General features: G+C 72.5%; 21 protein-coding genes and 1 pseudogene. 16 read left to right on the top strand and 6 right to left on the bottom strand.

The genetic code is table 11. The features are described from left to right. Positions 1–325: 325 nt before the first annotated feature. A pseudogene (locus BUS84_RS05265) lies at positions 326–904 on the top strand (phosphotransferase family protein); the annotation flags it as partial. 36 nt (positions 905–940) lie between these two features. Here the strand turns inward: BUS84_RS05265 and BUS84_RS05270 are convergent. Next, complete coding sequence (locus BUS84_RS05270; protein WP_074312138.1) at positions 941–1,591, bottom strand: GGDEF domain-containing protein; 651 nt, start codon at positions 1,589–1,591, stop codon at positions 941–943. Between the two features lie 265 nt (positions 1,592–1,856). Here BUS84_RS05270 and BUS84_RS05275 point away from each other — a divergent pair, with 265 nt between their 5' ends. The 6 genes from BUS84_RS05275 to BUS84_RS05300 all read left to right on the top strand — a co-directional run bounded on the left by BUS84_RS05275 (position 1,857) and on the right by BUS84_RS05300 (position 6,796). After that, positions 1,857–2,096: a DUF397 domain-containing protein gene (locus BUS84_RS05275; protein WP_074309213.1), complete on the top strand. Its 240-nt coding sequence runs from the start codon at positions 1,857–1,859 to the stop codon at positions 2,094–2,096. Between the two features lie 145 nt (positions 2,097–2,241). Then, positions 2,242–3,123: a helix-turn-helix domain-containing protein gene (locus tag BUS84_RS05280; RefSeq protein WP_074312140.1), complete on the top strand. Its 882-nt coding sequence runs from the start codon at positions 2,242–2,244 to the stop codon at positions 3,121–3,123. A gap of 188 nt (positions 3,124–3,311) precedes the next feature. Continuing rightward, positions 3,312–4,355, top strand: coding sequence for a LacI family DNA-binding transcriptional regulator (locus BUS84_RS05285; protein ID WP_244298390.1), 1,044 nt, complete (start codon positions 3,312–3,314; stop codon positions 4,353–4,355). A gap of 2 nt (positions 4,356–4,357) precedes the next feature. Beyond that, on the top strand, positions 4,358–4,561 hold the full coding sequence (locus BUS84_RS05290; RefSeq protein ID WP_244298391.1) for a hypothetical protein: 204 nt from the start codon (positions 4,358–4,360) through the stop codon (positions 4,559–4,561). Positions 4,562–4,675: 114 nt separating this feature from the next. After that, a complete protein-coding gene (locus BUS84_RS05295) occupies positions 4,676–6,136 on the top strand; it encodes a serine/threonine-protein kinase (protein WP_244298392.1) in 1,461 nt (486 codons plus the stop codon). A gap of 33 nt (positions 6,137–6,169) precedes the next feature. Beyond that, positions 6,170–6,796 (top strand): histidine phosphatase family protein, encoded by a 627-nt coding sequence (locus BUS84_RS05300; protein ID WP_074309221.1) that lies wholly within the window; start codon positions 6,170–6,172, stop codon positions 6,794–6,796. On the opposite strand, the gene BUS84_RS05305 is transcribed toward BUS84_RS05300, so the two are convergent. Continuing rightward, the gene (locus BUS84_RS05305) at positions 6,770–7,333 is read right to left on the bottom strand and encodes a GNAT family N-acetyltransferase (protein WP_074309223.1); all 564 of its coding nucleotides are present in this window, start codon (positions 7,331–7,333) and stop codon (positions 6,770–6,772) included. The two genes, BUS84_RS05300 and BUS84_RS05305, sit on opposite strands and share 27 nt — an antisense overlap. Before the next feature lie 73 nt (positions 7,334–7,406). Here BUS84_RS05305 and BUS84_RS05310 point away from each other — a divergent pair, with 73 nt between their 5' ends. After that, positions 7,407–8,282, top strand: coding sequence for an alpha/beta fold hydrolase (locus tag BUS84_RS05310; protein WP_074309225.1), 876 nt, complete (start codon positions 7,407–7,409; stop codon positions 8,280–8,282). A 15-nt stretch (positions 8,283–8,297) separates the two neighbouring features. Here BUS84_RS05310 and BUS84_RS05315 read toward each other — a convergent pair whose 3' ends face one another. Both BUS84_RS05315 and BUS84_RS05320 read right to left on the bottom strand, forming a co-directional pair. Further along, on the bottom strand, positions 8,298–8,708 hold the full coding sequence (locus BUS84_RS05315) for a VOC family protein (RefSeq protein ID WP_208869528.1): 411 nt from the start codon (positions 8,706–8,708) through the stop codon (positions 8,298–8,300). A gap of 104 nt (positions 8,709–8,812) precedes the next feature. Beyond that, on the bottom strand, positions 8,813–9,679 hold the full coding sequence (locus BUS84_RS05320) for an SDR family oxidoreductase (RefSeq protein ID WP_074309226.1): 867 nt from the start codon (positions 9,677–9,679) through the stop codon (positions 8,813–8,815). 116 nt (positions 9,680–9,795) lie between these two features. Here BUS84_RS05320 and BUS84_RS05325 point away from each other — a divergent pair, with 116 nt between their 5' ends. Next, on the top strand, positions 9,796–10,407 hold the full coding sequence (locus tag BUS84_RS05325) for a TetR/AcrR family transcriptional regulator (protein WP_074309228.1): 612 nt from the start codon (positions 9,796–9,798) through the stop codon (positions 10,405–10,407). A 50-nt stretch (positions 10,408–10,457) separates the two neighbouring features. Here BUS84_RS05325 and BUS84_RS05330 read toward each other — a convergent pair whose 3' ends face one another. Then, a complete protein-coding gene (locus tag BUS84_RS05330; protein WP_074309230.1) occupies positions 10,458–11,288 on the bottom strand; it encodes an MOSC domain-containing protein in 831 nt (276 codons plus the stop codon). Positions 11,289–11,441: 153 nt separating this feature from the next. Here BUS84_RS05330 and BUS84_RS05335 point away from each other — a divergent pair, with 153 nt between their 5' ends. The 4 genes from BUS84_RS05335 to BUS84_RS05355 all read left to right on the top strand — a co-directional run bounded on the left by BUS84_RS05335 (position 11,442) and on the right by BUS84_RS05355 (position 15,150). Beyond that, entirely contained in the window at positions 11,442–12,224 is a 783-nt protein-coding gene (locus BUS84_RS05335; RefSeq protein ID WP_074309232.1) for a DedA family protein, read from the top strand. 204 nt (positions 12,225–12,428) lie between these two features. Further along, positions 12,429–13,073: a response regulator gene (locus tag BUS84_RS05345; protein ID WP_074309234.1), complete on the top strand. Its 645-nt coding sequence runs from the start codon at positions 12,429–12,431 to the stop codon at positions 13,071–13,073. Between the two features lie 731 nt (positions 13,074–13,804). Beyond that, entirely contained in the window at positions 13,805–14,392 is a 588-nt protein-coding gene (locus BUS84_RS05350) for a hypothetical protein (RefSeq protein ID WP_074312146.1), read from the top strand. Between the two features lie 335 nt (positions 14,393–14,727). Further along, entirely contained in the window at positions 14,728–15,150 is a 423-nt protein-coding gene (locus BUS84_RS05355; protein ID WP_208869529.1) for a protein-tyrosine phosphatase family protein, read from the top strand. Between the two features lie 37 nt (positions 15,151–15,187). Here the strand turns inward: BUS84_RS05355 and BUS84_RS05360 are convergent, their stop codons facing one another. Beyond that, positions 15,188–17,482 (bottom strand): ATP-binding cassette domain-containing protein, encoded by a 2,295-nt coding sequence (locus tag BUS84_RS05360; RefSeq protein ID WP_074309239.1) that lies wholly within the window; start codon positions 17,480–17,482, stop codon positions 15,188–15,190. Between the two features lie 163 nt (positions 17,483–17,645). Between BUS84_RS05360 and BUS84_RS05365 the strand changes: the two genes are divergently transcribed. The 3 genes from BUS84_RS05365 to BUS84_RS05375 all read left to right on the top strand — a co-directional run bounded on the left by BUS84_RS05365 (position 17,646) and on the right by BUS84_RS05375 (position 20,553). After that, positions 17,646–18,416: a MerR family transcriptional regulator gene (locus tag BUS84_RS05365; protein WP_074309241.1), complete on the top strand. Its 771-nt coding sequence runs from the start codon at positions 17,646–17,648 to the stop codon at positions 18,414–18,416. A gap of 10 nt (positions 18,417–18,426) precedes the next feature. Continuing rightward, complete coding sequence (locus BUS84_RS05370; RefSeq protein ID WP_074309243.1) at positions 18,427–19,638, top strand: D-alanyl-D-alanine carboxypeptidase family protein; 1,212 nt, start codon at positions 18,427–18,429, stop codon at positions 19,636–19,638. 69 nt (positions 19,639–19,707) lie between these two features. Next, entirely contained in the window at positions 19,708–20,553 is an 846-nt protein-coding gene (locus tag BUS84_RS05375) for a peptidylprolyl isomerase (protein WP_074309245.1), read from the top strand. Positions 20,554–20,684 lie beyond the last annotated feature (131 nt).

Consider the following 20,684-nt stretch of genomic DNA (forward strand, 5'->3'; position numbering starts at 1 on the left):
TTGTGGGAGGCGAGGACCGCCGACGGCACCGGGTACGCGGTGAAACTGAGCGGCGGCGGCACTCCGGCGGGGCTGGTCGTGACGGCGCATCTCGCCGAGCAGGGAGTGCCGGGTGTTCCCGCGCCGCTGCGCACCCGCGACGGGCGGCTGTACGGCGAGCACGCCGGCCGCCGTCTCTCGGTGGTGCCGTGGGTCTCCGACCAGCGGGCGCTCGACGTCCCGATGTCCGACGCGCACTGGCGCGCCTACGGCGAGGTGCTGGCCGCGGTGCACGCGGTGCCGGTGACCGAGGAGCTGGCGCGGCTGCTGCCGCCCGGCGGGGCGGCGTACCCCCGGATCGTGGCCGACCCGCGCGACGGCCGAGCGGCTGCGCGACCCGGACCGGGCCGACGCCGCCGGTCCGCTGGTCGCCGAGCTGGCGACCGTCTGGGCCGCGGCGGCCGACCGGGTGTCCACACTGGTGCGCGGGGTCGAGCGTCACGTCGCCGACCGGCCCGGCCCAGTGGTGGTGTGCCACGGCGACCCGCACCTCGGCAACCTGCTGCTCGGCACCGACGGCCAGGTCTGGCTGATCGACTGGGACGACGCGGTGCTCGCCCCGCCCGAGTGCGACCTGATGTTCATCACCGACGGGGTGCTCGCCTTCGCGCCGATCACCGCCGAGCAGCAGGTGGCCGTGCTCGCCGGCTACGGCCGGGTCGACATCGACCCGACCCGCCTGGCCTGGTTCCTCGCGGTCCGTGCGCTCGACGACCTCACCGACTGGACCCGTCAGGCGCTGGATTCCGACGCCAACTCGGTCGACCGGGCGAGGGCGGCCCGGATCGTGCGGGGACTGGTGTCGCCGGTCGGTCTGGTCACCCTCGCCGACGCGGCGCTGCGCGACCTCGGCCGACCCAGTTGAGCGCGGACCCCGCCCGGCGGGCGGACGCCGGAGCGGTCAGCACTCGGCGAGGCGGACGCTGTCCACGAGCTGGCGGGGCGATCGGTTGCCGCCGAGGCTCTTTGCCTGGTACATGGCCGCGTCGGCGCGGCTGAGCGCGTCGGTGAGCTGGGCCGGGCCCGTCACCGGGGCGAGCCCGACGGAGGCGGTCACCTGGACGCTGACCCCGCTGAGCCGGATCGGGGCGGCGACGGTCTCGCTGAGCCGCCGGGTGGCGTGCTCGATCCAGCGCCGGTCGAGGGTCGGGCTGGCCAGCAGCCCGGCGAACTCGTCTCCGCCCAGGCGGGCGACGAGGTTGTCCCCGGCGAAACCGGCCAGCCGCTCGGCGACGCTGATCAGCACCTGGTCGCCGGCGGCGTGCCCGTACCGGTCGTTGATCTGCTTGAAGTCGTCCAGGTCGAGCACGATGGCGATCAACGGCTGCCCGGCGGCGTCGGTGAGCAGGGCGGAGGCGAGGCGGTAGAAGGCACGCCGGTTGGGTAGCCCGGTGAGCGGGTCGTGGCTGGCGGCGTGCCGCTCGGCGGCGAGCTCGGCCTGGAGGTGCCCGATCTCGGCCTCGGCGCGCAGCGCCCGCCGCCGTAGCTGCCAGGAGGAGAGCAGCGCGCCAGCAGCGCAGATGCCGGAGGCGACACTCATCGGATCCGGCACGAACCCTCCCATCGCCGCGACCGCCTCCAGCCTCCGGCCGACACGGCGTGCGCCGAGTCGGGCCCGTTTCCCCCGATGGTTGCCCAAGCAGGGGTAACTCAACGTGAACGGGTCGGCACCGATCACGTGCGTTATCATGCTCGCCGTCCGATGCAGATGCAATAGCAGATGCACGTGCAGCACCGTCCGATGTCGATACCGCACCCCTCGCCGTCACCGCTCCTCCCACGGCCACCGGCGGGCTCGTGAGCAGAAAGACGCCCTCATGCAGCAGCCACCGAATGGCGTTCCGATCCATCAGTTGCCACCGCTGAGCTGGCAGAAGAGTCGCCGCAGCAACCCCAGCGGCAACTGTGTCGAGCTCGCCGAACTGCCCGGGGGAGCCGGCATCGCGGTGCGCAACTCGCGACATCCGGAGGGGCCGGCGCTGATCTACACGGTGGATGAGATCGCCGCCTTCGTGCTCGGCGCGCGGGACGGAGACTTCGATCATCTGATCAACTGAGCGGTCTCCGTACACCATCCCGGCGATGGGACTGATCCACCGGTCCGGGGAGTTCGCCTCACTGTCGGTCCATGGCATGCTTACACGTCGGCCGGGCCGCGGTGCCCGACCAAGCTGGTCGGTATCCGGAGGTCCGCACGTGACGATGGTTCCCGCCGAGGGCGGCCCGACAACCGGGCCGACCGTGCTGCGCATGCTGCTCGGTGCCCAACTGCGCCGGCTGCGGGAGTCCAGCGGCGTGACCCGGGAAGGCGCGGGCTGGGAGATCCGGGCCTCCGAATCCAAGATCAGTCGGATGGAGCTGGGCCGGGTCGGTTTCAAGGAACGCGACGTGGCGGACCTGCTCACTCTCTACGGGGTCACTGACGAGCAGGAGCGCGAGGCGCTGCTCAAGCTCGCTCGGGACGCCAACAGCCCTGGTTGGTGGCACCGCTACGGCGACGTCCTGCCGAGCTGGTTCCAGTCCTATCTGGGCCTGGAGGCAGCGGCGGCGCTGATCCGCACCTACGAGGTGCAGTTCGTACCCGGGCTGTTGCAGACGCGTGAGTACGCCCGCGCGGTCGTGCTGCTCGGGCACGGCGCGGCCGGTCCGGCCGAGCTCGACCGACGGGTCGCCCTGCGGATGCAGCGTCAGCAGCTGCTCCACCGGGAGCACCCGCCGCAGCTCTGGGCGGTCGTGGACGAGGCGGCGCTGCGCCGCCCGATCGGCGGTGCCGAGGTGATGCGTGGTCAGCTCACCGCGCTCATCGAGGCGACCAAGTCGCCGAACATCCGTCTCCAGGTCATCCCGTTCGCCGCCGGTGGTCACGCGGCCGCCGGTGGGGCGTTCACCATCCTGCGCTTCGGCGACCAGGAGCTGCCCGACATCGTCTACATCGAACAGCTCACCAGCGCCATCTACCTGGACAAGCGTGACGACCTGGATTATTACGCGGTGGCCATGGAACGGCTCTGCGTCGAGGCCGAGCCGCCGGAGCGCACCCCGGAGATTCTCGGTCGCCTGCTGGAGGACCTCTACCCAGCGTGACCGCCGGTCGGGGCGGCGCCTGAGGGCGCCCCTGGCCTGGATCGTGCACGTCTTGTGGCTCGCCCCCGCCACGGTCGGGGCCCGGCCGATGTCTGGTATTGACCGCCGCCGACGGGTTCGGCTAGTCTCTGGATCGATACAGACTGGATCGATACAGAGAGGTGCCGGTGAAGCCAACTCTGCAAGCCGTGGCAGACGCAGTCGGCGTCTCCCGCAGCACGGTCTCCAACGCCTACAGCCGCCCCGACCAGCTCTCCGCCGCGCTGCGCGAGCGGATCCTCGGCGCCGCCCGGCAGCTCGGCTACCCAGGCCCCAACCCCACCGCCCGCTCCCTGCGCCGCGGTTTCGTCGGCTCGATCGGCGTGCTGTTCACCTCGCAGCTGTCGTACGCCTTCACCGACCCGTTCGCGGTCCGCTTCCTTGCCGGCGTGGGCGAGGCCGCCCAGCGGCACGGCACCAGCATGCTGCTGGTCCCGCTGTCACGGGCGGAGCCCGATGCCCGTCGCGCGGTGGAGAACGCCGCGGTCGACGGTTTCTGCGTCTACTGCGTCACCGACGAGGAGTGGGCGTTGGAGGTGATCCGGGCCCGCGGGCTGCCGTTCGTCAGCACGGCCGCCCGCGACGACGCCGGCCCCGACGAGCCGTTCGTCGGCATCGACGAGCGGGCCGCGGCCCGCAGCGTGGCCACGCACGTCGCCGGCCTCGGCCACCGACGGGTGGCCCTGCTCGCCGACTCCGTGCTGCCCGACGCGCCGGCCGGCCCGCTCACCCTCTCCGGGGTCGACCAGGTGCCGCACCCGACCACCCATGGCCGGCTCGCGGGGTTCGCCGACGCATTCGCCGAGGTCGGCGTCGGCTGGGCCGAGCTGACCCTGGTCAACGCCCCGGGCAACAGTCGCCAGGCTGGCGCGGCGGCCGTCGCCGGGCTGTTCGACGGGCCCACGCCGCCGACCGCCGTGCTGGCCGGCTCCGACGTGCTCGCCCTCGGTGTGCTGGACGCGCTGGCCGAGCGACCGGCTGGCGACCGTCCGCCGGTCTCGGTGACCGGCTTCGACGATGTCCCCGAGGCCGCCGCGGCCGGCCTCACCACCGTCCGGCAACCGGCCGAGGAAAAGGGCCGGATCGCCGCCGAACTGCTGCTCAACCCGCCCGCGGACGCCGCGGCCGGTCATGTGCTGCTGCCCACCGCACTCGTCGTCCGGACCTCCACCGGACCTGTCCCGAGGAGTTGACCATGGAACACCCCACCGGATACCTCACCGCCCTGGACGCGATGAACCGACACGTCAACTCGGCCCGACCGAACGCGCCGGTCCAGGTCGAGCGAGCCCGCCCGGCATTGCTCGCCCCGACCCGGCAGGCCACCGCGCTCGCCCTGCGCAGGCTCGCCGACCGGATCCAGCCGCGACCAATGCCCACCGCCCCCCACTGCTCCTAGCCAACCGGCACACCAGCCATTTCGGTACGCACGGGATAAGCGGGCCGGGACCGGGCGTCGCGGGTGGTCGAGGGGGGCGCGGCCAGGCAGACTGGTGAGGCCATGTCGCCGTTCATGCCCACTCTCCGTCTCCACGACCGCTACGTACTGCACGAGCGGATCGGCCTCGGTGGCATGTCCGAGGTGTGGCGGGCCGACGACGAGGTGCTCGGCCGGCCGGTCGCCGTCAAGGTGCTCGCCGGGCAGCTCGCCACCGATCCGCAGCTGCGGGCCACCATCCAGCGCGAGGCCCGCGCGGCGGCCCGGCTCACCCACCCGCACGTGACCCAGGTGTACGACTACGCCGAGGCGACCCTGGCCGGAGGCGCTGTGGTGCCGTACCTGGTAATGGAGCTGGTCGAGGGGCACAACCTGGCCGACCGGCTCCGGACCGGGCCGCTGCCCTGGCCGGAGGCGGTGCGGGTGGCCGGGCAGATCGCCGCGGCGCTGGCCGCCGCGCACCGGATCGGCGTGGTGCACCGCGACGTCAAACCCGGCAACGTCATGCTCACCGACACCGGCGCCAAGGTGCTCGACTTCGGCATCGCCGCGCTCGGCGGCCCGCACCACACCCTCGGCGGCCAAGCGGGTGAGCCGCTGATGGGCACACCGGCCTACTTCGCCCCGGAGCGGCTGACCGCCGGCCCACCCGACCCGGCCAGCGACGTGTACGCCCTCGGCGCGCTGCTCTACCGCACCCTCACCGGGCAGGCGCCGCTGCCCGTGCAGACCTGGGAGGACGCGCTGGAGGTGCACCGGCGGGGCACTCCGGTGCCGCCGTTGCGGGTGCCCGGCCTGCCGGCCGACATCGCCGAGCTGACCGTCGCCTGCCTGGCCGCCGACCCGGCCCGCCGACCGACCGCCGCGCAACTGGCCACCCGGTTCGGTGCCGGCCAGCCGGTCGAGCCGCCCACCGAGCTGCTGCGCATCCTGCCGGCCGCCCAGTCGGCCCACCCGCCCACCCTGATCGATCGCTCGGCGGTCCGCCCCCACCCCGCGCCGGTCGGTGCCGCACCACGCCAGCGCCGGTCACGGCGGCCCCTCGCCGTGCTGACCGCGGCCGGCCTCGCCGCGCTGATCGGCATCGGCGCCCTGCTCGCTCAGGGCCTCAACCCGCCCGACTCTCCCGGCTCGGCGCAGGCCTCCAACCCGCCGTCGGGCGCCGCCCCAGCGCCCTCACCCACCACGCAGTCGCCGACGCCCGCGGCACCGTCCTCGCCGCCCAGCAGCTCGGTGCCCTCGACGGTCGGCCAGCAGATGCCGATCAGCCTGCGGGAGGTCAGCGCCGAGTTCGCGGCGGTGCTCACCGAGGCGCAGGCCCGTGACGAGATCGACCGGAACACCGCCGAGGACCTGCGCGACGACCTGGCCGACCTGAACCGGCGATCCAAGGACCGCGACAGGCGCATCGCCGACCTGCGGGAACGGATCGACGAATTGGTGGACCGGGAGCGGCTACCGGCGCGGACGGGCGCCCAACTCGACGCCCTGCTCACCCAGGCCCGGGCGCTCTCCAACGGTCGCAACGACTACTGACACATCCATCAGCGCCGCTGGCATGATGGTCCGATGCGGACGCGGCTGATCTTCGTACGTCACGGCGAGTCGGTCCACCAGGTCACGGAAATCGTGGGCGGCCCGCATGGCTGCCAGGGCCTGACCGAGCTGGGTCGGGATCAGGCACGCGCACTGGCCAGGCGGCTCGCCGGCGACTGCGCCGCCGACAGATCGGTGGCGGTGTACTCGTCGGTGCTGCGCCGGGCCGTCGAGACCGCGCAGCCGATCGCCGACGCGTTCGGCGTCCGCCCGATAGCGGACTGCGGGCTGTGCACCTGGCACACGCCGCCGTACGCCGACGGGATGCCGACCATCCGCTTCCGCGCCGACCACGCCGCGGAGGGTGGGGGTCTGTTCCGGCCCTTCGAGAAGGGCAACGAAAGCTGGGCCGAGCTGGTGGCCCGCGTCAGCCGCGCGATCACGGAAATCGCACATCGGCACCGGGACACCACCGTGATCCTGGTCGGGCATACCGAGACCGTCGAAAGCGCCTTCCACGCGCTCGCCGCTCAGCCGCTCTATCGCGCGTTCGACCTGGACGTGGCCCCGGCCTCGATCACCGAATGGACCACGAGGGACGACGCCGCCCGCTGGCCGCCGGCCCGCTGGACGCTACGTCGCTTCGGCGACACCGGCTGACGTGCCAGTGGCCTGCAGCGTGATCCAGTACCGCCGCGCGGCGCCGAGCTCGGTGTCCTGGATGGCCTCCAGGACACCGCCGTGGTGCTCGATCGTCCTGGCCGAGGGGATGTTGTCCACCACGCAGACGACCAGCACCCGATTCAGCCCCAGCGCCCGGGCCTCGCCGAGCATCCGCCCCAGCGCCCAGGTCGCCAGCCCACGCCCGCGTGCGGACGGCCGGATGCCATAGCCGACCTGGCCGGCGACCCGCAGCAGGTAGTCGTTCAGCTCGTGCCGCAGCGCGATCCCGCCCAGCACCCGGTCGCCCTCGACGATCCATCGGTACGTGCACCGCACCTGGCCGGCGTCCAACGGCCTTGCCGGATCCGACCTGTCCGCCACCCGGGAAACCCAGGCCGCGAACCCGTCCGGCGAGCGCACCTCGTCGGACTCCCGCAACCCGAAACCGTCCTCGTGCAGGCCGGGACCCCACTCGTCATGCGCATCGAGCCAGGCGGCGTGCAGGCGGACGGTGGGAGCGATCAACTCGGGCATCCTGCGACGGTATCGGTCCGGGGCCGTACACAGAGCACCCCGATCCGGTGGCGGCGGCCGTAGTCTCACCGGCATGACGACAACGCAGACACACACCCTCGCCGTACCCGGCGTCGACCTGGTCTACGACGTCCGCGGCCCGCTACCCCCGTCCGGTGGGCGTCCCGCGCTGCTCATGATCGGGCAGCCGATGACGGCGGAGGGCTTCACCGCGCTGGCCGCACACTTCACCGACCGGACGGTTGTCACCTACGACCCGCGTGGCCTGGGCCGCAGCATCCGCACGGACGGCCGGTCCGACCACACGCCGCAGCAGCAGGCGGCCGACCTGCACCTGCTGATCGAGGCGCTCGACGCCGGTCCGGTCGACGTGTTCGCCAGCAGCGGCGGTGCGGTGACCGCGCTCGAACTGGTCGCGACCCACCCCGGCGACGTCGTCACGCTGGTGGCGCACGAGCCGCCGATCAACGCGGTGCTCCCCGACGCCACGGCCGCCGAGCGCGCCCGGGCCGGCTTCTACGAGGCGTACCAGGCGAAGGGCACCGGCGCGGGCATGGCCGCGTTCATCGCGATGACGTCCTGGCAGGGCGAGTTCACCGATGCGTACTTCGCCCAGCCCGCGCCCGACCCGGCGATGTTCGGCATGTCGACCGACGACGACGGCACCCGCGACGACCCGCTGCTGTCGCAGAGTTCGTGGGCGATCACCGACTACCGGCCCGACGCGGGCCGGCTCACCGCCGCACCGACCCGGATCGTGATCGCGGTCGGCGAGGAGTCGGCGGGGACGTACACCGCCCGTACGGCCCTGGGCACCGCGGCTCTGCTCGGCCAGGAGGCCGTGGTGTTCCCGAGCCACCACGGCGGCTTCCTCGGTGGTGAGTTCGGTTACGCGGGCAAGCCCGAGGAGTTCGCGGCGAGGCTGCGCGAGGTGCTGGACGCCGGCTGACCGTGGAGACAGGACTCAGCCGAAGGAGATGAGGGCGCCGCGCTCGTCGAAGCGGGCCGTGCCCGCCCAGGCGATCTCCCAGCGGTTGCCCTCAGGGTCGGCGATGTAGGCCGAGCGCCCACCCCAGGACCGGTCGGTCGGCTCGGCCACCACCGTCGCGCCGGCCGCGACGGCCGCGGCAAAGGCCGCGTCGACCTCGGCGCGGCTGTCGACGTTGCAGGCAAGGGTGACACCGGACCAGCCGCCGGCCGAATCGGACACGCCGGGCGCCGCCTCGGCCGCCAGGTCGGGCAGCGGATAGAGCGCGAACAGGACGCCGCCCAGCAGGAAGGCCGACCAGCCGTCGTCACTGGACGGCAGCTCGGGCCAGCCCAGCGCACGGTAGAACGAGAGCAGCACGCGGATGTCGCGCGCAGCCAGGGTCACGACGGACAGTCGAGCGGGAAGTGGGCCCATGCGGCCGATCCTGCCCGAGCCGTACGACATGCCCCTGGACAACGCGATCCGCGGCGCTGTTCATCGGGCAGCGGTCAGGTCAGCTCGGCGGCCGGTGCCGGGACGGCCTTCTCCGCCCGACGACTCACCTTCTCCCAGCCGGCCCAGGTGTCCATGCGCCGGCGGGAGATGTCGAAGGCGAGGTCGTAGACCATGCTGCCCAGCAGTAGCCGCAGCGGCGGGTCGTCGCTGGCGACCAGCGTCATCAGCGCCTCGGCGGCCAGCCGTGGTTCGCTGTCGATCGACCCTTCCGCCCACTGCTTCTCCAACTCCGCGCGCAGTGGATCGTAGGCCGGGTCCGGGGTGGTCGCCCTGCTGCTGGTGTAGAGGTCCGTCCAGTAGCCACCCGGCTGGACAATGGTGACCTTGACCCCGAACCCGGCGGCCTCGGCGGCCAGCGCCTCGCTCATGCCCTCCAGCGCGAACTTGCTGGCGCTGTAGAGGCCGGTGCTGGGGAAACCGCCGAGCGCACCGATGCTGGAGATCTGCACGATGTGCCCGCAGCCCTGGGCCCGCATCGTCCGCAGGGCGGCCTGGCTGACCCAGAGCGCGCCGAAGAAGTTGAGGTCCAGTTGAGCACGGGCCTCGGCTTCGCTGAATTCCTCGACCATGCCGGCGAAGAGCGCCCCGGCGTTGTTCACGACGATGTCGAGCCGGCCGAAGTGCTGGACCGCCTGGCCGACGGCGTCGAAGACGGCCGAGCGGTCCGTGACATCCAGGCGCAGCGTCAGCAGGCGGCCGGGGTGTCGGGCGGCGAGGTCGTCGAGCGGCGAGACATCGCGGGCGGCGCCGACGACCCGGTCACCGGCGGCGAGCGCGGCCGCGGTGAAGGCGCGGCCGAGGCCACGGCTGGCCCCGGTGATGAACCAGACCCGGGATGCGGCAGTGCCTGAGGTTTCCATAGGGTTCCTTCCGCCGTGCGAGACGAACCGTCCCGTCTCGTTGCTGCCTGACTCTACCCGCCTGGAGCCGCCTGTCAAGACGGACCGTCTCGTCTCTTCTTTGCTAGATTGGTCGCGTGCCCAAGCAGGTTGCCCCCGACGCCAGCCGTCGCAGCCAGACGGCGCGGCGAGCAATCCTCGCCGCCGCCTTCGACCTCGTCGGCGAGGTGGGATACGCGAAACTCAGCATCGAGGGCATAGCCGCCGCCGCTGGCGTCGGGAAACAGACGATCTACCGTTGGTGGCCGTCAAAGGGTGCGCTGCTGTTCGACGCCTTCCTCGCCCTCACCACCGAGGGGGAGGACGGCCAGACCGGCGCCCTGCCCGACACCGGCGACCTGGCAGCCGACCTGAAGCTGGTCCTGCGGGCCACCGTCGTCGAGCTGAACGATCCGCGCTACGACCAACCCATGCGCGCCCTGCACACCGAGATCGTCCACGATCCCGCCCTGGCCGCCGACTATGCGAAGCGGTTGGACGAGCCGATGCGGGAGCTGAAGAAGGACCGCCTGCGCGCCGCCCAACGCGCGGGCCAGCTGGCCGAGGACATCGACCTCGACGTGGCCGTCGACATGCTGTTCGGCCCGGTCCTCAACCGGTGGCTCCAGCGCACCGGGCCTCTGAATTCCGAGTACGCCGACCAGGTGGTCGACACGGCACTGCGTGGTCTCCGGCCGCGCGAGCCGTAGCCCGGCCGACGATCCAGCCGGGCGAGCGCCCTCCGCTGGCTAGGCGAGCGTCAGCCGACCGTGACCGGGTCGCCCTCCGCCACCCGGCCGGCACGGACCACCCGGGCGTACGCGCCGATGCACGGCTCCGGACCCAGGCCGGGTAGCGGCTCGACCCGGTTCAGCCGGGCGGGTACCCGCAGCGCCCCGGTCTCCCGGGGCAGCGGGCCGTGTGCCAGCGTCGGCACCGCGCAGCGCGGCGTCGGCGCGAGTACGGCGAGCACCAGGTCCGGGCCGATCCGCAGCTCCCGGCCGACCCAGCCGTTCTCGGCGAAGGCGTCCCCGACCGTGTCGAGCACCAGGTTGGGCCGGTAGCGCTCCACCGTCCCGGCTCCGGGTGGCAGGTCCGTGGCGATGCGGTCGAGGGTCGCGGTGGTGACCAGGTGGATCGCAGCGAAGTCGAAGAAGGTGCCGGGCGCCGCCGACCCGAGCCGGCTCTCGTCCGCCGCGACCTCGTCCGCCGAGCCGGCGGCCAGCACCGCGTCCGGGTGGGACCGCAGCAGCGTGGCGCCGGCCGGTACGGCGTCGACCAGCGTCACCGGGCGGCCCGCCGCCGCGGAGAGCACCGCGTCGATGTCGGGATCCGAGGTCGACAGGTGCCGGCCGTCGGCCAGGGTGATCCGCACCCGGTCGGGTGTCGCGCCGGCCGCGCGAAGGGTGAGCAGGGTGCGCCAGCGGTGGGGTTGCTTCGCGCTGGCCACCCGACCGGTGGCCCGGTCCAGCAGGGCCAGCGCCCGGTCGCCCGCGATGCCGGTCTCGCCGACCTCGGCGGCAGGCAGCCGTTCTCCCAGCAACGACTTCACCGGATACCGCCGCAGCTGCACCAGCCGTCCGGAGATCATCCCGCCGCCCTAGTCCGGGGTGCGCACAGCGGCTGCGCCACCGCGAGCCGTGGCGGGGTGCGGTTCTCCACACCCTCGCCGCTGTGGCCGACCCGCGCGCCCGGGCGGTCCACCTCATGGTCGACTCTCAGGATCACTTCGTAGCGTGGGGGCATGATTCGAACGTCCCACGCCGTGCTCGCCACCGGAACCCCCGCCGCTGCGGCCGAACCGCCCCAGGACGGAATGGTCGGCTACGTCAGTGACCTGGTGGAACGACTCGGCGGGCCGGGCGCCGGCCTGGCGGTGGCGCTGGAGAACCTGTTCCCGCCGATCCCCAGCGAGGTGATCCTGCCGCTGGCCGGGTTCGTCGCCGCGCAGGGCCGGATCAGCCTGATCGGTGCGATTTTCTGGACCACGCTGGGCTCGGTGCTGGGCGCGCTGGCGCTCTATCTGATCGGCGCGTCGCTGGGCCGGGACCGGATGCGGGCCATCGTGGCCCGGCTGCCGCTGGTGAAGCTCAGCGACGTGGACCGGACCGAGGCGTGGTTCCTCCGACACGGCGTGAAGGCAGTCTTCTTCGGCCGGATGATTCCGATCTTCCGGAGCCTGATCTCCATCCCGGCCGGGGTGGAGCGGATGCCGGTGAGCACCTTCCTGCTCTACACCACGCTGGGCAGCCTGATCTGGAACACCACGTTCGTGCTCGCCGGCTACCTGCTCGGCGACAACTGGCACCTCGTCGAGGGGTACGTCGGGGTGCTCCAGAACGTGGTGATCGTGGCCTGTGTGGCGGCCGTCGCCTGGTTCGTCGGGTCCCGCGTGTTGCGGGCCCGCCGCGCCCCGCGGAACCCCGAGCCGGCCGGCTTCGACGGCCTCGACCAGCGCGGCGTACCCGACCCGGACGGTCGGGGCACCCTCTACCGTGGCGGCTCGTGGGCCTCGGACGAGCGCTAGGCCGACCGCCGCTACCCTGGTCACGGTCGAGATCGGGGTACGGGAGGGGTGGGTCCGGATGCGCGTGCACGACGATGGCGTGGGTGGCGCGGATCCCACCGGGCGAGGCTTGTCGGGGCTGGCCCGACGGGTCGCCGCACTGGACGGCCGTTCACGGGTGACCGGCCCGGCCGGCGGCCCGACCACGGTGGTGGCGGAGCTAATGTGCGGCTAGTCCTCGCCGAAGACTCGACGCTGCTCCGGGAGGGTCTGGCACGCCTGCTCGCCGAGGAGGACCACGAGGTGGTCGCGGCGGTCGGCACCGCCGACGAACTGGTCGAGGCGGTCGAGCGGTCCCGTCCCGACGTGGTCGTCACCGACGTCCGGATGCCGCCCACGCACACCGACGACGGGCTGCGCGCCGCCCTGGAGATCCGCCGGCGCTGGCCCACCACGGCCGTCCTGGTGCTTTCGCAGTACGTGGAGCGACGGTACGCCGGCCGGCTGCTCGCGGACCGCCCCGAGGGGGTCGGCTATCTGCTCAAGGACCGGGTGGCCCAGGTCGACGACTTCCTCGACGCACTGGACCGGGTCGCCGCCGGAGGCACCGCGCTCGACCCGGAGGTGGTCCGTCAGGTGGTGGCCGGCTCCGATCGGCCGGACCCGTTCGGTCGGCTGACCCCGCGCGAACGGGACGTGCTGCACGAGATGGCCCAGGGACACACGAACGCCGCCATCGCCGAGCGGCTGCACGTGTCGCAGAGCGCGGTGGAGAAGCACGTTAACGCCATCTTCGACAAGCTCGACCTCGCCCACGTCGCCGGCTACAGCCGCCGGATCCTCGCCGTGCTCCGCTACCTGGGCACCTGAGGCGCCGACCGACCACTGCGGCGAATGATTCTGTCGGTGCTGCCGCGGGATGGTCAGCCGTGATCCTGCGCTGGGCGCCGGAAGCCCATATTGTCGCTGGTCGCCGGGTACCGCTCGGTCCTTGCGGCGGATGCGCGCCAGGCCACCGTGCCGGGCGGTCAGTGTTGTGAGCGGTATACCTGTGAGTCATAGATATGCCCTCTGAGGTATACCGCTCATTGACTACCTCGCCCCGACTCGCCTTGCCCGGGGTTTGATCGACTCGGCTGCGCGGAACGCCCCAACCGGCCCATCCGAATCCGGAACGCTCGGCGATCTCGTGCCGGATGTCCGGTATCGGGGTGTCTGACCTGTGACCGGCTGCATCCCTCGGGTGGAATCGTGGCGGGCCGGGGGTCGTTACACACCCTGACGATCGCAGCACCACCGGCCCTGAGGGTTGGGATGGCAGCCAGGCCGGCGGGTTGGAATGCCCGCGGGTGCCCGGTCGTTGCAGACTCCCTGAGCGACCGCACCAGCACCTGATCTACCGGGTGTCGACGGATGGGCCAACCCCGGAATGACCCCGGCCCGGCGGTCGTTACACACGGTCCCGGCGCCACGAGGCCCCCGCCCGTAGGCCGCCGAAAGACTTTCCCCCTGTGTTGTCGAAAGCGCCGGACGAGGTGCTTGCACCCGCACGCCGTTCCCCTTTAGCGGTGGGTGTCTACCCCCTGAAGGAGCTCACCCTCATGAACACGATCATTCGTAAGAGCATGCTGTCCGTTGCTGGTCTCGCGTTCGCCGGTGGTGTGTTCGCCGGTCCGATCGCCCACGCTGGCACCCCGACCGTGGACGCCAAGCCGGTTGCCGTGGCGGTGCAGGCGGACAAGCCCGACATGGGCAAGCTGATCCCGCACGGCACCCAGGGTGCGCAGTCGCGCATCGACCTGAACGACGAGCAGGTTGCGAACGTCAAGGCGATCATCGCCGCGACGAAGAAGGCCGATCTGCCTGAGCGGGCCGCGGTCATCTCGATCGCCACCAGCCTGCAGGAGTCGAAGTTGGAGAACCTGGGTCACCTCGGCGACATGAACGACCACGACTCGCTGGGCCTGTTCCAGCAGCGCCCGAGCTCGGGTTGGGGTACGCCGGAGCAAATCACCGACCCGCAGTACTCGACGACCGCGTTCCTCAAGGGGTTGAAGCAGGTTGACGGGTGGCAGGACATGGCGTTGACCGACGCCGCGCAGACCGTGCAGGTCTCGGCCTACCCCGACGCCTACGCCCAGTGGGAGCAGCAGGCTGCCGACCTGGTCGCCCAGTACTGGAACAGCTGACCCACCGCATGACATCGACCGCTGGCCGGCACCCCACCTCGGGTGCCGGCCAGCGGCATGTCCATGACTGGATCAGGGTGGGTGCGGGCCAGGGAATGGTGTGGGGCGTCGGCTGGTTGTGGACAGTGTCGGTGTGACTCAGTGTCCCCGGGCCTCACCTAATATTGCCGTCGCGGAATACCGTTTGGCTGGAGCCGCGTCGCGCCACTCGCCGAGAGGCGACCTGCACACCGACACCAACGCCGCCCCCGGCCCACGGCCGGGGGCGGCGCTGTCTGTGCCCGCTGATCGGCCGGCGGGCGATGGTCAGATGCCGGTGGCGGCACAATGCTGGGGTGACTGTCGATCAGCCCTGGTCCCAGCAGTCGGGTGTGCTCGTCCTGCCCAGCGGCGCGGCGGTGCGCGGACGGCGCATCGCAGCGGAGGTCGACTCACCCGCCGACTTCGCTCTGCTGTTGGCGCCCGGCCCGGAGCCGGCCTGGGCGCACCGGCGGATCCGGTGGCCCGACTTCTGGGTCCCCCTCGATCGGGCGGACGCGCTCGACGCCCTGCGGGCGACGCTGCGCCGGGCGCACGACGGTGAGCGGGTGGAGGTGGCCTGCCGGGGCGGGGTGGGGCGTACCGGTACGGCGTTGGCCGCGCTGGCGATCCTCGACGGCCTGCCGGCCGACCGGGCGGTGCCGTGGGTGCGGGCGGGCTACCACCCGAAGGCGGTGGAGACCCCGTGGCAGCGGCGCTGGCTGCGCCGGATCGCCTGACCACCGCCGCCACACGCGCCCACCCGCAACGCCGGCTCTATCCCTGGGTGATCATCGTCGGCTCGGTGACGTACTCGCGCATTTGGTCGGCGGTGAGCGTGTCGCCCCGGGCGACCAGTTCGGCCGGTGTGCCGGTGAAGACGATCCGCCCGCCGTCGTGTCCGGCGCCCGGTCCCAGGTCGATGAGCCAGTCCGCGTGCGCCATGACCGCCTGGTGGTGCTCGATGACGATCACCGTGTTGCCGGCGTCGACCATCCGGTCCAGCAGGGCCAGCAGTTGGTCCACGTCGGCCAGGTGCAGGCCGGTGGTCGGCTCGTCGAGCACGTACGTGCTGGTCTTCTCCGCCAAGTGGATGGCGAGCTTGAGCCGTTGCCGCTCTCCGCCGGAGAGGGTGGTCAGCGGCTGGCCGAGGCTGAGGTAGCCCAGCCCGACGTCGACCAGCCGGCCGAGGATGAGGTGCGCCGGCCCGCTGGGAAAGAACGCGTGCGCCTCGGTGACCGACATGGCTAGCACCTCGCTGATGTTCTTGCCGCGCAGCCTGTACGTGAGCACCTCGTCGGTGAACCGCCGGCCCTCGCACCGCTCGCAGACGCTCGCGACGCCGGCCATCATCGCCAGGTCCGTGTAGATCAGTCCGATCCCTTTGCAGGCCGGGCAGGCGCCCTCGGAGTTGGCGCTGAACAGCGCCGCCTTGACCCCGTTGGCCTTGGCGAAGGCGGCACGGATCGGGTCGAGCAGCCCGCTGTAGGTGGCCGGGTTGCTGCGTCGCGACCCGCGGATCGGGGACTGGTCCACGATCACCACCCCGGCCCGGCCGCGCAACGACCCGTGGATCAGTGAGCTCTTGCCGGAGCCGGCCACGCCGGTGACGACGGTGAGCACCCCGAGCGGGATGTCCACGTCCACGTCGCGCAGGTTGTGCAGGTCGGCGTAACGGATGGCGAGCTGCCCGGTCGGTGGGCGTACCTCGTCGCGCAGGGTCACCCGGTGGTCCAGGTGCCGGCCGGTGAGCGTACCGGAGCGGCGCAGGCCGGGAACGTCGCCGGTGAAGCAGATCCGGCCGCCGTCGGTGCCGGCGCCCGGCCCGAGGTCGACCACGTGGTCGGCGATGGCGATGGTCTCCGGCTTGTGCTCGACCACCAGCACGGTGTTGCCCTTGTCCCGCAGCCGCAACAGCAGGTCGTTCATCCGGGCGATGTCGTGCGGGTGCAGGCCGACGGTCGGCTCGTCGAAGACGTACGTGACGTCGGAGAGGCTGGAGCCGAGGTGGCGGACCATCTTCACCCGCTGCGCCTCACCGCCGGAGAGGGTGGCCGACTCGCGGTCCAGGCTGAGGTAGCCCAGCCCGATCTCGACCAGCGAGTCCAGCAGGTCCCGCAGGTTGGCGATCAGCGGCGCCACCGCCGGGTCGTCGACCGCCCGGACGAACTCGGCCAGGTCGCTGATCTGCATGGCCGAGCAGTCCGCGATGTTGCGGCCGGCGATCCGCGAGGACAGGGCCGCCGCGTTGAGCCGGGTGCCGTCGCAGGCCGCGCAGGTGGTGAAGGTGACCGCCCGATCGACGAAGGCCCGGATGTGCCCCTGCATCGACTCGCGGTCCTTGGCGAGGTAGAGCCGCTTGACCTTGACCGCCAGGCCCTCGTACGTCCGGTTGTTGCTGCCCATCTTGATCTTCGTGGCCGGCTTGTAGAGGAAGTCCTGCCACTGCTCCGGGGTGTAGTCCTGGAGCTTGACGTCCGGGTCGAACAAACCCGACCCGACGATGGTCTGCCAGTACCAGGAGTCGACCGCGAAGTTGGGCACCGTGATCGCGCCGTCGTTGAGCGAGCGCTCGACGTCCACCAGCTCGTTCACGTCGAGGTCGGAGACCCGGCCCAGCCCTTCGCAGGTCGGGCACATCCCCTCGGCCAGGTTGAAGCTGAACGCCCCCGCGCCGCCCACCGACGGTTGGCCGAGCCGGCTGAAGACGATCCGCAGCATGGCGTACGCGTCGGTGGCGGTGCCCACGGTGGAGCGGGAGTTGACGCCCATCCGCTCCTGGTCGACCACGATGGCCGCGCCGAGGTTGCGCAGCGAGTCGACGTCCGGCCGGTTGAGGTTGGGCATGAACGACTGGAGGAAGGCGCTGTAGGTCTCGTTGATCAGGCGCTGGGACTCGGCGGCGATGGTGCCGAAGACGAGCGACGACTTGCCCGAGCCGGAGACACCGGTGAAGACGGTCAACCGGCGCTTGGGGATGTCGACCGAGACGCTGGCGAGGTTGTTCTCCCGCGCTCCGCGGACCTCGATCATGTCGTGGCTGTCGGCGACGGACCATGCTGGCTGCGACATGCGAACCCTTCACGAGATGGTGGCGGGGACAGTCCCGCCGGGCTGACGGATTACATTGTCTCATTCATTTACTCGTAGAGGCTTTTGCCGAGATTCCGCCGGGACCAGCGTCGGAACAACCCGCAAAGTCTCAAATCACGTCGCAAGCGGTACGGTGGCGGGCGTGGACACCGCACCGAAGGACCGCCTGCGGGCGGTGGACCTGGCCGCCACCGTCGGGATCTCGGTGCAGCAGGTGCGCAACTACGTCGAGGTGGGCGTGCTGCCGCCGGTCCGGCGCACCCCGAGCGGCTATCGGATCTTCACCACCGAGCACGCCCGGGCGCTGACCGTGGCGCGGCGACTGGCCGAGGGGCACGGCTGGAGCCGTACCCGGGAGATCATGGCGGCGGTGCACCGGGGTGACCTGCCGGCGGCCCTGGCGGCGCTCGACGGCGGCCACGCCGAGCTGGACCGGGAGCGCGCCGAGATTCGCCGGGTGCTCGGCGCCTTCGAGACCGTGCTGGCCAGCCCCGCGGCGACCCGACCGGCGCCACGCCGCGGCGCCCGCATCGGTGAGGTCGCCGCCCTGGTCGGGGTCCGGACCTCGCAGCTACGGCTGTGGGAGCAGCGCGGCCTGCTCCGGCCGGGCCGCACGCCGGGCACGAAGTACCGGGTGTACGACGAGGCCGAGTTACGCGCCGCGCAGGTGGTCGCGCTGCTGCGCCGGGGCGCGTACCCGTTCGACATCATCACGGCGGTGCTGGCCGAGCTGCGCACCACCGGCAGCGCCCAGCGGGTCCGTGCCGAGCTGGGCCGCCGTGAGCAGGAGCTGTACGCCCGCAGCCTGCGTCGGCTGCGGGGAAGCGCCGCGCTGCACGACTACCTGAGCGATCGGGGCGCTACCACATGGTCGGCCGGCCAACCGGTCCCAACGGGCGATCTTGTTGGCTAGGGTCGGGCCTATGAGAGCTGCGCTGCTGGCGGTCACGGCGTCCGCCGCCCTGCTCGCTCCGGCGCCGGTCACCGCCGCCGCGAGCGCCGCCGCCGCGACGACCGTGCGGTGCCCCAGGGCGCCGGCGCCTGCGGTGTCCCGGCCGCCCCGGCCCTCGCCTCCGCCCGCCGTGCCGGAGCAACAGGTGGTCGGCGGCGCCGGGCTGGCCACCAGCGGCCTGGTCGTGCCGGCCAGCGTCGGCGCGCCACCGGCGGTCACCGCCACCTCGTGGCTGGTCGCCGACCTGGACACCGGCCAGGTGCTCGGTGGCTGCGGCCCGCACGAGTACGGCACCCCGGCCAGCGTGCAGAAGCTGCTGCTGGCGGCCACGATGCTGCCCCGGCTGGATCCGAAGCAGACGGTCACCGTCACCGCGGCGGACATGGACATCGAGCCCGGGTCCTCCGCCGTCGGCCTGGTCGAGGGCGGCCGGTACACCATCGAGACGGTCTGGCTGGGGTTGCTGCTCAACTCCGGCAACGAGGCGGCGAACGTGCTGGCCCGGCTGGGCGGCGGGGCGGACGGCGCGGCCGGCGGGGTACGCGCCATGAACGAGCAGGCGCACCGGCTCGGCGCACTTCAGACGCACGCGGTCACCGCCTCCGGGCTGGACGGCAGGGGGCAGTTCACCAGTGCGTACGACCTGGCGCTGATCGCCCGGGCCTGCTTCGCCGAGCCGAACTTCCGCCGGTACGCGCTCACCGAGCAGACGCAGATCCCGGCCCAGCCGGCGCAGCGCACCAAGGGTTTCCAGATCCAGAACGAGAACCAGCTCATCTACCGGTACCCGGGCGCGCTCGGCGGCAAGACGGGCTTCACCGATCTGGCCCGGCACACCTACGTCGGGGCGGCGCAGCGTGACGGGCGGCGGCTGGTGGTGACCCTGCTGGGCGCCGAGCCGGCGCCGATGCGCGGCTGGGAGCAGGGTGCGGCCCTGTTGGACTGGGGCTTCACGCTGCCCCGCGACGCCGCCGTCGGCCGGCTGGTCGAGCCGGGCGAGTTGATGGCCACCCCGTCGGCCGCGCCATCCGAGCTGGCCGAGCCCGGTACGCCCCGGCCGGCGGCGGCCCACGGTCCGGTGCGCTCCGGGTCGGGGTGGCTCTGGTCGGTGACCGCGCTGAGCGGCGCCGGCGTGCTGCTGCTGGGCGGGCTGCTGTGGTGGCGCCGCCGCCAGTTGCCCTGACGGATCGACAACCAGCCTCGACATCCATAGACTCCGGTCTTTCTGGCACCACGAGTCCAGGAGGATCCCTTGTCGAGTGAACTCGAACCGCGGTCCGGCGTGGCGGCACCCCGCCGGTCGGTGCGCGCGCTGAACCGCCTCGCGGGGGTGACGGTGCTCGCCGGCGCGCTGGTCGCCGGCGCGTCCGCCGCCGCCGTCGCCGCACCGCGCCCGACCGTCGACGCGGTGACCGCCTCCGCCGCGCCGTCGGCCGCCACCGATGCCGCCACCCGCCCGCCGCGCACCACGCACGGCCCGTGCGCGTACACCGAGACGCCCGACGAGCCGGCTGCCCGGCCGGTGCCACTGCCGCCCGACCCGCGGCGTACGCCGGACCGGGGAACGGTCCGGGTGACGCTGGCGACCAACCACGGGCCGATCGGGATGACCCTGGACCGGGCGGCCGCGCCGTGCACGGTGCAGAGCTTCCTGCACCTGGTCCGCAAGCACTTCTACGACCGGACATCCTGCCACCGGCTCACCGCGTACCCCACGCTCAGCGTGCTGCAGTGCGGGGATCCGTCCGGAACCGGTTCGGGCGGGCCCGGCTACCGCTACGCCGACGAGCTGCCGACCGACCTGCCGCCGGCGCCCACCGACCCGACGGGCGAGCGCCGCCTCTACGCCCGGGGCACGCTCGCCATGGCCAACGCCGGCCCGGACACCAACGGCAGCCAGTTCTTCCTGGTCTACGCCGACTCGGCGCTGCGGCCGAACTACACCGTCTTCGGCTCGGTGGACCGGGCCGGGCTGGCCACGCTCGACCGGATCGCGGCGGGGGGAGTGGCCCCGACCGAGGAGGACCCGGCGCCCGTCGACGGCGCGCCCGCGCTACCGGTCGACATCCGCAAGGCCCTGCGGCACCACCACCGCTGACAGCTCACCTCCGCGCCGCGCCGACCGGGAACCGATCCGGCCGGCGCGGCGCTGCCGGCGGTTCGACGAGGTGATCACCGGTGGTTGCGGCCGGATTTCTCCGGAATTATCGGGCCCGGGCTGGAAGCGCT

The sequence above is a fragment of the Micromonospora cremea genome (assembly GCF_900143515.1).
Lineage (GTDB): Bacteria > Actinomycetota > Actinomycetes > Mycobacteriales > Micromonosporaceae > Micromonospora > Micromonospora cremea.